Genomic DNA, 12,943 nt, shown 5'->3' on the forward strand with positions numbered 1-12,943 from the left:
AGACAAGCGATGGCGGAAAAACGGCTCAGAATTCTGGTGGCGAAGCCCGGCCTCGACGGGCATGACCGCGGCGCGAAGATTATCGCGCGCGCGCTGCGCGACGGCGGCTTCGAGGTGATCTACACCGGGCTGCATCAGACCCCCGAGATGATCGCCGAGGCCGCGGTGCAGGAGGACGTCGACGCGGTCGGGCTCAGTATCCTGTCCGGCGCGCACATGACGCTCTTTCCTGAGGTGATGCGGCTTTTAAAGGAGCGCGGCGCGCCCGACGTCGCCGTCTTCGGCGGCGGGATCATCCCGGACGAAGACGCGCGCAAGTTGCGCGAGATCGGCGTGCGCGAGATCTTCACTCCCGGCGCCTCCACCGAGGACATCGTCAAGTGGGTGCGCGAGAACGTCCAGCCGCGCCAATAGCGCCGCCGGCGCGCGCCGGTCGGAGTGCGGAGTCCGCGATGAACTTCGAGCTTAGCGACGAGCAGCGCACGATCCGCGACACGCTGCGCCAGTTCGCCGAGAAGGAAATCAAGCCCCACGCGGCCGAGTGGGACAGGCAGGAAATCTTCCCCCGCGAGGTCATCCGCAAACTCGGCGAGCTCGGCTTCATCGGCGTCTCCTTTCCCGAACGCTTCGGCGGTGGCGGCGCAGACACGCTGAGCCAGGTCCTGGTGGTCGAGGGGCTCTCGCGCTACGACGCCTCGGTCGGGCTTACCTGCGCCGCGCACATGTCGCTCTCCAGCGGCCACATCAACCTGTTCGCCGCCGAAGAGCATCGCGCGCGCTACCTGCCCGACATGGTCGCCGCGAAGAAGCTGGGCGCGTGGTGCCTCACCGAACCCGGCTCGGGTTCGGACGCCGCCGCGATGAAGACGCGCGCGGAGCGCGGCGGCGACAACTTCACGCTCAACGGCTCGAAGATGTTCATCACCAACGGCTCGGTCGCCGACGTGTACGTTGTGATGGCGGTGACAGACGCGGCGGGCGGGCGCGCGGGCGTTTCGGCCTTTATCGTCGAGCGCGGCACGCCCGGGCTTTCAAATGGGCGGCGGATCGAGAAGCTTGGCCTGCGCGCCTCCGACACGGCCGAGGTGATCTTCGACAACGTCACCGTGCCCGCGCGCAACCTTATCGGCGAGCCGGGTGAAGGATATCGTCAGACGCTCAAAGTGCTGGAGGGCGGACGGATCGGGATCGCCGGCTTTGCCGCCGGCATCGCGCGTGGCGCCTTCGAGGAGGCGACCGCCTATGCGAGCGAGCGCCGCCAGTTTGGCCAGCGAATTGCCGACTTCCAAGCGATCCGCTGGATGCTGGCCGACATGGCGACGCGGATCGACGCCTCGTGGGTGCTGACCTGCCGCGCCGCCGCGCTCAGGGACGCCGGCCGGCCCTTTGCGCGCGCGGCCGCGATGGCGAAGCTGTATGCCTCGGAAACCGCGATGTGGACGACGACCAAGGCGGTCCAGATCCACGGCGGCTACGGCTATATGGCGGACTTTCCGGTCGAGCGCTACATGCGCGACGCCAAGCTCTCCGAGATCGGCGAGGGGACCAGCGAGGTCCAGCGCATGATTATCGCCAAGTCGCTCCTGCGCGAGGGCTATCTGCCGGCGTAACCGGTTTCGTCATGTCTCAGTGGGGCGGCGGGCCTCCGCGATGCCCGTCATCCGACGCACCGGCCTTGCCCGCGCGACCGTCTTACTCGTCGCTGATGCCGAGCGTCTTGCGCGCTTCGGCGCTCATCATGTGCGGCGTCCACGGCGGATCCCATACGATCTCGATGTTGGCCCGCTCGCACTCGGGGATGCCCAGCAGCTTGTCCTCGATCTGCGCCGCGATCATCGCGCCCATCGAGCATCCCGGCGCGGTGAGCGTCATCTCGACCGTCACCGCGCCGCCGTCCACCGCGACGCGATAGACCAGGCCGAGGTCAACGACGTTGACCGGAATTTCCGGGTCGTAGCACTCGCGCAGAACCTCGTAAACCTGCTCTTCGGTGACCATCCGTACAAACCCGCGGGTCGACGCTGCGGTGTAGCGGTTACCGTGCCGCCGCCCGCGCCTGTAGTATATAAGCGGCGCCGCGGCTGCAACAGCCGCCGCCGCGCGGGCCGGATACGGCCTGCGCCCGGCGGCGCCGCGCGAATCCGAAGACGGAGGTTCGCAATGCCCGACAAGGAAGAACTTTACGACGAGGCGGTCGATCTTTTCGCCGATGAGAAATACGACGAGGCGATCGAAACCTATAAGCGAGCGCTCGAAATCGACCCGCGCTATACCGACGCGCTGCACGGGATGGTGATGTGCTACCAGGCCAAGGGCGACCTCGACGCCGCGATCGAGCTGACCCGTAAACATATCGAACAGGAGCCCGAGGACATCCTCGCCTTCACCAACCTGAGCATGTTCTACCAGAAGAAGGGAATGATAAAGGAAGCGGAGGCGGCGGGCGCAGAGGCGCGCAGGCTCGACTGGAAGCGCCAGCTCAAGGAGGGTAAGACCGCGAAGCAATAGCGATGCGAGGAGCTGCGGCCGGACGCGTTTGGCGCGGCGCGGCAGCTCAACGATGAAAGGGCATTTCCACGATGAAGCTCAAGGACAGGGCCGTTCTGATAACCGGCGCGGGCTCGGGCTTGGGGCGCGAGATGGCGTTGACGTTCACGCGCGAAGGCGCGCGCGTCGGCGTCAACGACATACGACCGGAAGCCGCGTCGAATGTGGTGACCGAGGTCGAACGCGCAGGCGGGCGTGCCGTGCGCCTGGTCGCCGACGTTTCCGACAGCGCGGCGGTCAAGAAAATGTTTGCCGAATTCCTCGCCGCTTTCGGCACAATCGATGTGCTGGTCAACAACGCCGGTATCGCCAGCTCCCGGCGCGGCGGCGGGTTCGTCGGCACCGTGGACAAGACCGACGAGGAGTGGCACCGGATGCTCGCCGCGCATCTCGATTCCACCTTCTACTGCACGCGCGAGGCGCTCAAGGTGATGCTGCCGAAGCGCTCCGGCCGGATCATCAATTTGGGCTCGATCGTCGGGCTGACAGGGATCGAGATGGCCTCCGATTACGGTGCGGCCAAGGGCGCGATAATTTCTTTCACCAAGTGCGTTGCGCGCGAGGTCGTGGGTGAGGGGATCCTGGTCAACTGTATTGCGCCGGGGTTTATCGACACGCCGATGACCGCGCCGCTGCCGCCCGAGGTGCGCCAGATGGCGATCGCGCGCACGCCCGCGGGCCGCTTCGGCGAGCCACGCGATATCGCCAATGCCGCCCTGTTCCTGGCCTGCGAGGATTCCGCCTACATGGTCGGCCAGGTGCTGAGCCCCAACGGCGGCTACGTGATCTGAACGGCCGCGAGCGCCGAGGACAGTGCGATGCGGATCAATTTCACCAGCTTCAATTACAAGCCCGGTGCCGATCTCGCCGCCGAGGAGCGCGCCTATCTCGGTGAGCACGTCGCGCTGGCGCGCGCGCTGCCCGGCCTGCATATCTATTTGACCGGTGTTTACCGCGCGAACAAGGGCAGCGTGCCCGCGCACCATCGCGCGGCTTTCTTCGGCTTCGACAGCGCTGCGGCGTCGATGGCGGCGCTGGAGTCGCAGGCCGGCGCGCGGATGCGCGCGCATGGCGCCGCGCATCTGGCCGACCTGCGGCCGATGGCGATGGATGGCGAAGAGATCGTCCGCTTCGACGGCCGCCGCTCGGGGCAACGATGCTTCCTGTTCGCGGCCGAGTTCGACCTCAACCGGCGTCCGGGGGAGGAGCTTGCCGCTGCCGAGCACCGCTATCTCGACTATCACACCGGCGTCGCGCGCCGCCTGCCCGGGTTGCGCTACTACATGGTCGGGCGGCTCGTGGATCGGAGCGCGCCCGGCGGCAAGGCTGACCGGCTGCGCGCTGCGCTGCTGGTGTTCGACAGCGTCGAGGCCTGGCGCGCCGCGTACCGCTCGCCGGTGGGCGAGGAGTTGGTCAAAGACGAGGAGGCGTCGATCGCCAACGCGCGGGTGCATCGCCTCGACGCCGTCGTGCAGCTCTGAGCTGCCGGTGGTCGCGCCGTCGCCGTCCCTCGCCAGGGACCGTCCGGCGTCGACATGGGGCGCGCGGCGAGTCTTACGCAGCCGGATGATCCGATGACGATCCCACGTGTAGCCGGGATTCTGATTCCGCTGTTTTCAATCCGAAGCCGCAACGACGCGGGAATCGGCGATATCGCGGCGCTCGGCCCGATGGTCGATCTGGCGGTGGCGATGGGGAACCGCGCGATCCTGCTGCTGCCGCTCGACGAGACCGCGCCCGGGATGGCGAGCCCGTACAGCGCGCTCAGCCTGTTTGCGATCGACCCGATCTACATCGGTATCGAGCGGCTGCCCGGTGTCGCCGCGGAAGGAGTTGCCGAGGTGCGCGCAAGGCTCAGCGGCGTGCCGCTCAGCGAGCGCGTGTCGATCCGGGGCGCGCGGCTGGAGCTTGTCGAGGCCGCCTTTCGTCACTTCGAGCAGCGGGGCGAAGCGCGCGAGCGCGCGGCGGTCGAGGAATTTGCCGAGCGCAACCGCCGATGGCTCGATGATTACGCGCTGTTCCGCGCGCTCAAGGAGCGCTTCAATTTCGTCCCCTGGGAAGAATGGCCCGCCGAGCTGCGCGAGCGGGAACCGCAAGCGCTCGATGCCGCGCGGCGCGCGATGGCGCGCCCGGTCGCCAGGTTTGTCTACTGGCAATACCTCGCTCATCGCCAATGGGCCGAGGCGCGAGCGTATGCCAATGGGCACGGCGTGATGCTCGGCGGCGACCTTGCCTTCTCGCCCGCGCGCGACAGCGCCGAGGTGTGGGCGCGCGCCGAGCTGTTCGATCTCGAGCGCACGGTTGGCGCCCCGCCCGACGCCTTCAACCCCAAGGGCCAGCGATGGGGACTGCCGGCGCCGCGGTGGGAGCGCATGCGCGCGGGCGGCTTCGCCCTGCTGCGCGAGCGCGTGCACCACGCGCGCGAGCTTTACGATTTCCTTCGTATCGACCACGTCGTCGGGCTGTACCGCACGTTTTCCTTCGACGCTGACGGCGGCGGCGACGGGAGGTTCTCGCCCGCGCAAGAGCCCGAGCAGCGCGCCCAGGGCGAGACGATCATGCGCGCGGTCCTCGACGAGGCCGACGGCGCGATTGTGGTCGCCGAGGACCTCGGCGTGATTCCGCCCTTCGTGCGCGCCTCACTGGCCGCGCTCGGCGTGCCCGGTTACAAAGTGATGCGCTGGGAAAAGAGCGGCCTCTCAACGCCCGAGGAGGCGTTCGTCCCGCCCGCCGAATACCCGGAGTTATCGCTGGCGACAACGGGTACCCATGACACCGAGACGCTCGCGGTCTGGTGGGAGGACGCGTCGGCCGACGAACGCGCGCAGATGCTGCGGATGCTCGGGCGGAGGGTGGACGGCGGGAGTGCAGCGACGGTTCCGTTCACCGACGTCCACGACGCCATCCTCGCGGCGCTTTACGCGGCGCCGTCGCGGCTGGTGATTCTGCCGATGCAGGACCTCTTCGGCTGGCGCGATCGGATAAACCTTCCCGGCACGGTCAGCCCGTCGAACTGGTCGTGGCGGATGCCGGTGGCCGCGGAGGAGATGGGCACTTCGACGTTTGCGCCGCGTATAGCTCGGCTTCGTCAAATGATCGCGGGTTCAGGCAGATAAGCAGCCTCATACCATCTTTGACCATGCGTGGCCACCTTATTGCACCTCTTGGCGGCGACGCGTAATGATCTTCGAACGAGCCTTTAGCCCATTCTCGCAGGCAACGTACGCCCCTAATCAGCCGAGCCGAGATTTTCTGATGGTCAAGCCAGCCGATGCGAGCGCTGCCGAGCCGCCGGTGCCGCGCCGCTCGATGCGGCGACGGCTCTTGCTGATCGGCCTGTGGTCGGCTGTCGGGCTGTGGATGCTGATGCTCGCGAAGGCGCTGCCGGCACGCGCCACGCGCTGGGATTACACCATCTACTACACCTCGGCGCTTGCGATGCGCCAGGGGATGAATGCCTACACGCAGGACCTCACTCCGCTCGCGCGCAGCCTCGGTTTCGACCTCGGCAAGATCAATCATGCTACCGATCCACCGACCTTCGTCCTCTGCTTCGAGCCGCTGACCCTGTTCTCCCCGCACATCGGCTTCTGGATCTGGACCGGGATCAATGCGCTGGCGTTTCTGCTCGCCCTGGTTCTCCTGCTGCGCTGGACGCCGGCGCTCAATGGCGACAATGCGTGGGTGGTCGCGGGGATAGTGCTGCTCTTTCCACCCGTGGTTGACCATCTGGTGTGGGGCCAGAACAAGATGCTGCTCCTGCTGATGCTGGTGCTGATGATGCGCTGGATGGAGCAGGGGAAGGACGCCGCTGCCGGATTGATCCTGGCCCTGGGCAGCCTGTTGCGCGCGTTTCCTTTGCTGCTCGTCGCCTATCTGGTCCTGCTCGGGCGCTGGCGGGTGGTGTGGTACACGATGGTCGGGCTGGCGGTCGGAGGCGTGGCGACCCTGGCGTTGCTGGGCGTGGGCCGGAGCTTCAGTTTTCTCTTTGCGCTCGATCTTCTTACTCAAAGTCGTTGGCAGAGTTTGCCCGGGAATATCGCCCTTGGGCCAACCATCTGGCGGGCATGCTGGTATCTCCTGGGCGATGATTTGACTCCGGCGACCAGATTGCTCGCGCACGCTATCTCGCTCGCGGCTGAGGCCGCTGTGCTCGGCTTCACGCTCAAAGCCACCCTGCATCGGCGAAACGATGCCGACCGCGACTGGCGGCTGCTCTCGCTGTGGATCATGACGGCAATTCTGCTTTCCCCGACCTCGTGGTTCTACTATCTCGTCCTGCTGGCGATCCCGATGGTCGAGATGAGCGCGGCGGTGCTCGCCGGAACGCTTAGCAAACGCGCGCTATACTCCGGATGTGCCGTCTTTCTGCTGGCATGGCCCTACTATGTGATCATTGACGCTCATCCCAGCAATTTCGGCTGGTTCGAGGGGAGCGTGATCTGGCGGCTGGGAGCGGCGCCAGTCGCGCTGCTGGCCTATCTTTCGCTCTACTGGTTCGCGGTTGACCAGCCCGTGAGCGCAGCGGCTCGCGCGGAACCAACGCCTACGCTGGAAGAACTGCAAGTGCAGGCCGCCAATTCATGAACGTCGCGGTAGGCGCCAGGGGTTTCGTTCAACCTCATGCGTTATGCCGGCCTGAAGGCTCGGTTTTATCTGAGCCTGAGTAATTGGGGATTCATCCGTCGGCCGTAGGGAGAGTGGGTGAATGGCGATTGCGCGGATGATGGGAGCGCGGCCGGATTCGTCAACGACAGTTGCGGGGGCGCCTGCCATGCCTGCGGTCGGCGAGCAGCGTGATCAACGGGTGTGCGACCTGCCCAGCCTCGCTGCATTCGCGACTTATCTCGGCCTATCGGTGCTTTTTTTTGGTCGCTCGCTGGTCGGCCATTTCTCTCAGGCGCACCTGGGCGTGGGCCCCGACCCGGGGCTGATGATGTGGTTTCTCGTGTGGTGGCCCCACGCCATCGCCAACGGCCTCAATCCTTTCATCACTCACGCGGTGTGGACCCCGGCCGGCTTCAACCTCGCCTGGCAGACGAGCGTCCCGTTGGCGAGCCTCGTGGCAGCCCCGCTGACGTTCACCACGGGCCCCGTGGTCGCGTTCAATGTTCTATGCTTGCTTGGCCCCGCGCTCGACGCGTGGGGCGCTTTCATTCTGTGCCGTTATCTGAGCGGCAACCGGTGGGCTGGGCTCTTCGGAGGATATGTCTTCGGATTTTCCGCTTTTACCCTCGCGGCGTTACGGTTCGGGCATCTGCACTTGTTGCTGACAGTCTGTGTGCCGTTGATTGCGTATGTCGTCGCGCGGAGGCTCCTGGGCGAGATCGGCGAACGTGCATTTGTCACTTCCCTGAGCGGTCTGCTCCTCGCGCAGTTTCTGTTGTCTACTGAAATCTTTGCGACCCTGACCATGTTCGGGGCAATCACCTTGGCAGTCGGGTGGTGGCTCAACCCTGTTCAAAAGCGACAACATATACTAGCATTGCTCAAGCCGATTTTGCTCTCTTATACTTTGACAGCGCTGGCGACAAGTCTTTACTGTTACTATTTCTTTGTTCACTTCGAACGTGGAGCGATCTTCCCTGGATCGCAATTCTCCATCGACCTCGTCAATTTTCTGGTGCCAACTCGTCTGAACGAACTCGGCTGTGTTGGACTGTTCGAAAGGCTGTCGGATAGATTCGCGGGCGGATGGTCGGCAGAAAGTGTAGGATATATTGGTCCGGCGCTAATCCTGATGGCTGCGCTGCAGCTCAAAACGGAGCGGTACGATCACGTAGCCAAAACGTGCGCGTATAGCCTGTTGATCGTATGCGTATTAGCCCTTGGGCCGGTTCTGCATGTCGCCGGCTTCGAGTTGCCCGCCGGGCTGCCATGGCTTCTGCTTGGCCGCCTTCCATTGCTTGACAACGCACTCCCGTCTCGGTTCAGCCTTTATGCATTTCTACTGATCGCGATCATTGCGGCAACGTGGCTGGCGAGCACGCGGACCACGCGAATGGCTAAAATCAGCCTGGCGCTTGCGGTGGTCCTTTTGAACATGCCAGGTTTATCGGCAAAGGCCTGGGCAAGGCCGGCATTCATTCCGGAGTTCTTTCGCAGCGGCACATATACCCAATACCTGCACAAAGGCGAGATTATCATCACCTTACCTTATGGGTATTCGGGGGACTGCATGTTGTGGCAGGCCGAGAGCGGCATGTATTTCAATATGGCCGAGGGCTATGGGGCTGGACGTCCGCAGGACTACAAGGTCTGGCCTATCGTGGACGCGCTTCTTCATCGTTGGTTTATTCCCGATGCTGTGAAACAGCTGCGTGCGTTTTTGAGGGCCAATGACGTCAGAGCTATCGTTGTGCCCGACGCGGGGTTAAGCGAATGGCGCGGCCTCCTATCGGCGCTTGGCGTCGAGCCAATGAGCGTTATGGACGTGAAATTGTATCGGCTATCGGGGGGCTTGGACCGTGACAGAGTGGGCAGGATGGCCGAGATGAGTTCACGGTTCAATCTTCAACGCTTTGCCGCACTGCTGATGGTGGCGCGAGAGTATCTCGCCGAAGGAAACAGCCCTGCGTCGCTTTCGGTGCTGGAGGCCGAAAAGCTGGGTTTGCTGCCCGAGAGCGAACTGATCGGCCCGCAGCCGCCTATCCAGCTCGGCGCCGTGGCTGTGCCTAACGCGATAACTGACCCGCGCAATGCCTATGGCGTCTATCTTGGCGAGGGCCGCGACGGACGCATTGCTATTGGAGTTTTGGCATGGAGTCCGGACGCGCTGCTGGAGAAGGTACGCGGAATCACCAACGAAGTTTACTTTCCGCATCCGGCGAGGGTCTCGACCGTAGGGCCGCTTGCCGTTGCGCGGGCCAAGGGATGGCTGCTGGCTGAGTTCACGCGCGACCAGTTGGAAGAGGCGGCGGACGTCTTTCGAACGGCGGCAGCGGAAAATCCCACGGCACAACCACTTGGTACCGCAGGTCGGTAGCGCAAGACGGCGGATGGTCGAAAGCTTTCGTCAGACGAATGGACACTAAAGGCCGCGCTAAAGCCCGCCTTGAATCGGCGCAGGCCTTTATGTCAGCGTAAATCGAGAGATGTGAGGGCAAACCGAGCTGAGAGAAAACTGTGGGCGACTTCGCGCAGGGGACTGTAGAGGTGCGGGAATCGATAGCTGACCCGCGCAGGGACCCGCGTTCAGCGCTGGCTGCGCTCGTCCTGCAGTGGCCCGACGCCGGCGCGCGGATCCTCATCGTGGCGGTCGCCCTCATCCTCGCGTGGCACACGTGGGGCCGGTGGGGTGATATTCAGATGGATTGCGGCCGCGAGCTATATGTACCGAGCGAAATCCTGCGCGGCAAGCTGCTCTACCGTGAAATCTCTTACTACTACGGCCCGCTTGAGCCGTACCTGGCGGCTGGGTTGCTGAGGACGTTCGGCAGGCATCTCTACGTTTTCTATTTGTTTGGCTTGACACTCGCGATCGGCTCGGCTCTTACGCTGGGCGAGATCGGTGCGACTCTGGAGAGTCGTACCGTCGGCATGATTGCCGGTCTGGCGCTGATTCTTCAGGGATTCAGGCCGACCATGTTCAATTACATCTTTCCGTACTCCTATGCGGCAATGCTCGGATTCTTTCTGAGCCTGCTGTGCGCATGGCTCCTCGTGCAACACGTACTCAGCCAAAGATGGAGCGCTCTTTTGCTTGCCGGCATGGCTGCTGGGCTGGCTATGCTCTCCAAGCAAGAATACGGAGCCGCCTCCTATGTGATGCTCGGCTTTGTGGTCCTCGCAGAGGGCCTGCGTCAGCGTTCGGTAAGAAGACTGATGTGGGGAGTTGTCGCGTGTCTTCCGGGCGTGCTTGTCTGTGGCGTCATATATGGATGGTTCTTCTGGCACCTGGGATTCCACTTCATTCTCTTTGACAACTGGCAGTTCGTACCGGGCTCCTACTTCATGTCAACGTACGGAAGTAAGATGCATGTCATGCTGGGCGGCACACAATTGAATCTGCTGACCCTGCCCGGTCTTGCGGTCGACGCCCTTGCCGCCCTGTTCATCTGGACGGCGGTGGGACGCCTACGAGTGTTGATCAGCTGGCGGTGGTTTGCGGGGACATTGGTCTTGATGTGTCTCTCGGTAGTAGCGCTACGCTGGGCCGCTCCGGTTGCAATGTACTCTCTTTTGGTAGTAATGATATTTCCCGTCGGCATGGCGGCGATCGGCGCGGGCTACTGCGCGGCCGCGCTGCATCGATTGTATTCCAAGGGCCGGCAAGAGTGTCTCTCACTTGCGGAGCTCGCGTTCGGCTTGTTCGCGCTGGCCTCCGCCGTACGGGTGTTCGCGCAGGTCTTTCCCTATGGTTATGGCATTTTCTACAACGGGCCCCTGCTGCTCATTTTTTTGATTAGCATAAGGCGCTGCGTGAGCAGGGCTAACCAGGGACTGTTGCCGGGCTCGGCGGCGAGAGCGGCCGAGGCGGCGTTATTAGCCGAGGCGCTGCTCCTCGCCACCGCGCTCTTTCCGACGTCTGCCAATCGCACAGTGAGTTTCGAGACCGGATGGGGGGCGATATATCTGCAGCCGGCGCAGGCCAAGGTTGCCGCGCAGATTCTGCAATTCGTGAAGGATCAGAAGCGCCAAGGTCGACGAGTGGTGCTCCTGCCGGAGCTGCCCTTTATTTACGCAGTCACGGGAACCGAAGCTCCGGGAAGGTGGTATAGTTTGATGCCCGGAGTCGTGGCACTTTCCGATGAGAGTGAGTACATTCGCGAGCTCGCACGGTCAAACGCCGAATATATTATGCTCACGAATCGCTACACTCGAGAGTTTGGCGCGGATTACTTCGGAATCGATTACGACCGCAGGATCTATCGGTGGATTACGGCGAACTATCGGGTCGCAGGGCAGTTCGGAGAGTTCGAGCGCAACGGAAACGGCTTTCTGGCGGCGCTGATTTACCAAAGGCGCCCCGGGGCAGCGGGGCGCGCGAGCGATTAGGGCGGCTTGCGCAAGCTTCCGAGGAAGGCCATGACGCACAGGAACCGGATTGTGGCCGATCGTCTACTCGGGGTGCCCGCGGCGTTCATGTTCAACGGCCTGGCGCGGGCGTTGGGCGCGCTGATGCGTCGCGACCACTCGATGACCGCGAACAACGTTCGGCGGGTTATTGTAGCCAAGCTGCTCGGCATGGGGAGCATCCTGCAGGCGACGCCGCTGCTGAGGGCGCTCAAAAGACGTTATCCGAATGCGCGGCTGACATTTGTCACAATGCGATCGAACCAGGAGTTGGTGAAACGTCTGGAGTGGGTGGACGAAGTGGTGACGCTCGACGACCGAAACGTCCTGGCGATGGCAATTACGACATTGAGGGCGGTTGCAAGGCTGATTCGGCTGCGCGCGGACCTGTACTTCGATCTCGAGGTGTACTCGGCCTTCGCATCGCTACTGGCGCTGTGGGCGGCGACGCGCAACCGCATCGGGTTCTATCGACACAGCACGGCCTTCAAGAACGGGATTTATACGCACCTGGTGTTTTTCAACACTCGGATGCCAGTGCGCCGCCTGTATTTGCAGCTCGGGAGGGTGGCCGGCTTGCCGGCGGGCGAGCCGGATACGATTGGCCCGATTCGAGTCGATGAGGCGGACCGCGCAGGTGCGCAGCGCGTCCTGTCGCAGTTGCCGCACTGGCAGATGGGTCGGCCGTATATAGTGATAAACCCCAACGCCTCAGATTTGTTGCTGGAGCGGCGCTGGCCGGGGGATTACGTGGTGGAAACCATCAGGCGGCTGGTTGCTTCAGACCAGCGGGTGGTCTTGATCGGCGCGCGCGACGAGCAGCCCTACGTGCAGGGTCTGGTTGAGCGGCTGCCCGCCGAGACACGGCTGGGCGTGGCCAACACGGCCGGCAAGCTTACGCTGGGAGAACTGCTGGCGCTGCTCGATGGGGCGGCATGCGTGCTTACCAACGACAGTGGCCCGATGCATATGGCGTTCGCGTTGGGCAGACCGACTGTGTGCTTGTTCGGCCCGGCTGACCCCGATCATTACGGCCAGAAGCTGCCGAATGTTGAAACGCTTTACATGCCGGTATTTTGCAGTCCCTGCTTGTACGAGGCGGACCAGCCGCCGTGCCGTGGGGAAAACGTGTGCATGCAGCGCATCCGGCCAGAGTTGGTGATTCACGTCGTTACACGCTTGACCAGCAACGGCATCTGCGAAGCTAGAACGCTCGCGCACGAGCATTCCCCCGATATCCCGGTGGTGAGTGAAACTCCGAGCGGGAATCCTTTAGGGGTCGTAGTACGGGCTTCACTGCGATCTGCCGATGTCTCGGGGTAGTCGCCGCGACCGGGCACGGGCGGTTTCATGCGGGGTAGGGGGCTCGTCGGTCTACTCT

Annotated in this window: 11 protein-coding genes; 10 read left to right on the plus strand and 1 reads right to left on the minus strand. The window is 63.6% G+C overall.

Features of this window, described 5'->3' with window-relative positions:
- Positions 1-9: 9 nt before the first annotated feature.
- Complete coding sequence (locus tag VFB33_14090; GenBank protein HZO82822.1) at positions 10-414, plus strand: cobalamin B12-binding domain-containing protein; 405 nt, start codon at positions 10-12, stop codon at positions 412-414.
- Between the two features lie 38 nt (positions 415-452).
- Positions 453-1,610 (plus strand): acyl-CoA dehydrogenase family protein, encoded by a 1,158-nt coding sequence (locus VFB33_14095; GenBank protein ID HZO82823.1) that lies wholly within the window; start codon positions 453-455, stop codon positions 1,608-1,610.
- Positions 1,611-1,692: 82 nt separating this feature from the next.
- On the opposite strand, the gene VFB33_14100 is transcribed toward VFB33_14095, so the two are convergent.
- Entirely contained in the window at positions 1,693-1,998 is a 306-nt protein-coding gene (locus VFB33_14100; protein ID HZO82824.1) for an iron-sulfur cluster assembly protein, read from the minus strand.
- A gap of 162 nt (positions 1,999-2,160) precedes the next feature.
- Between VFB33_14100 and VFB33_14105 the strand changes: the two genes are divergently transcribed.
- The 8 genes from VFB33_14105 to VFB33_14140 all read left to right on the plus strand — a co-directional run bounded on the left by VFB33_14105 (position 2,161) and on the right by VFB33_14140 (position 12,885).
- The gene (locus VFB33_14105) at positions 2,161-2,508 is read left to right on the plus strand and encodes a tetratricopeptide repeat protein (GenBank protein ID HZO82825.1); all 348 of its coding nucleotides are present in this window, start codon (positions 2,161-2,163) and stop codon (positions 2,506-2,508) included.
- 71 nt (positions 2,509-2,579) lie between these two features.
- On the plus strand, positions 2,580-3,338 hold the full coding sequence (locus tag VFB33_14110) for an SDR family NAD(P)-dependent oxidoreductase (protein ID HZO82826.1): 759 nt from the start codon (positions 2,580-2,582) through the stop codon (positions 3,336-3,338).
- A gap of 27 nt (positions 3,339-3,365) precedes the next feature.
- Positions 3,366-4,028 carry an EthD family reductase gene (locus VFB33_14115; protein HZO82827.1) on the plus strand — a complete coding sequence of 221 codons (663 nt, stop codon included), beginning with the start codon at positions 3,366-3,368 and terminating at the stop codon, positions 4,026-4,028.
- A 93-nt stretch (positions 4,029-4,121) separates the two neighbouring features.
- Positions 4,122-5,663 carry a 4-alpha-glucanotransferase gene (gene malQ, locus VFB33_14120; GenBank protein HZO82828.1) on the plus strand — a complete coding sequence of 514 codons (1,542 nt, stop codon included), beginning with the start codon at positions 4,122-4,124 and terminating at the stop codon, positions 5,661-5,663.
- A 139-nt stretch (positions 5,664-5,802) separates the two neighbouring features.
- Positions 5,803-7,134 (plus strand): glycosyltransferase family 87 protein, encoded by a 1,332-nt coding sequence (locus VFB33_14125; GenBank protein ID HZO82829.1) that lies wholly within the window; start codon positions 5,803-5,805, stop codon positions 7,132-7,134.
- A 121-nt stretch (positions 7,135-7,255) separates the two neighbouring features.
- Positions 7,256-9,532, plus strand: a complete 2,277-nt coding sequence (locus VFB33_14130) for a hypothetical protein (protein ID HZO82830.1) — start codon at positions 7,256-7,258, stop codon at positions 9,530-9,532.
- Between the two features lie 140 nt (positions 9,533-9,672).
- Positions 9,673-11,544, plus strand: coding sequence for a hypothetical protein (locus tag VFB33_14135; GenBank protein HZO82831.1), 1,872 nt, complete (start codon positions 9,673-9,675; stop codon positions 11,542-11,544).
- Positions 11,545-11,574: 30 nt separating this feature from the next.
- Positions 11,575-12,885 (plus strand): glycosyltransferase family 9 protein, encoded by a 1,311-nt coding sequence (locus VFB33_14140; GenBank protein HZO82832.1) that lies wholly within the window; start codon positions 11,575-11,577, stop codon positions 12,883-12,885.
- Positions 12,886-12,943 lie beyond the last annotated feature (58 nt).

The organism is Candidatus Binataceae bacterium (assembly GCA_035650475.1).
In the GTDB taxonomy this organism is placed as follows: domain Bacteria; phylum Desulfobacterota; class Binatia; order Binatales; family Binataceae; genus JAKAVN01.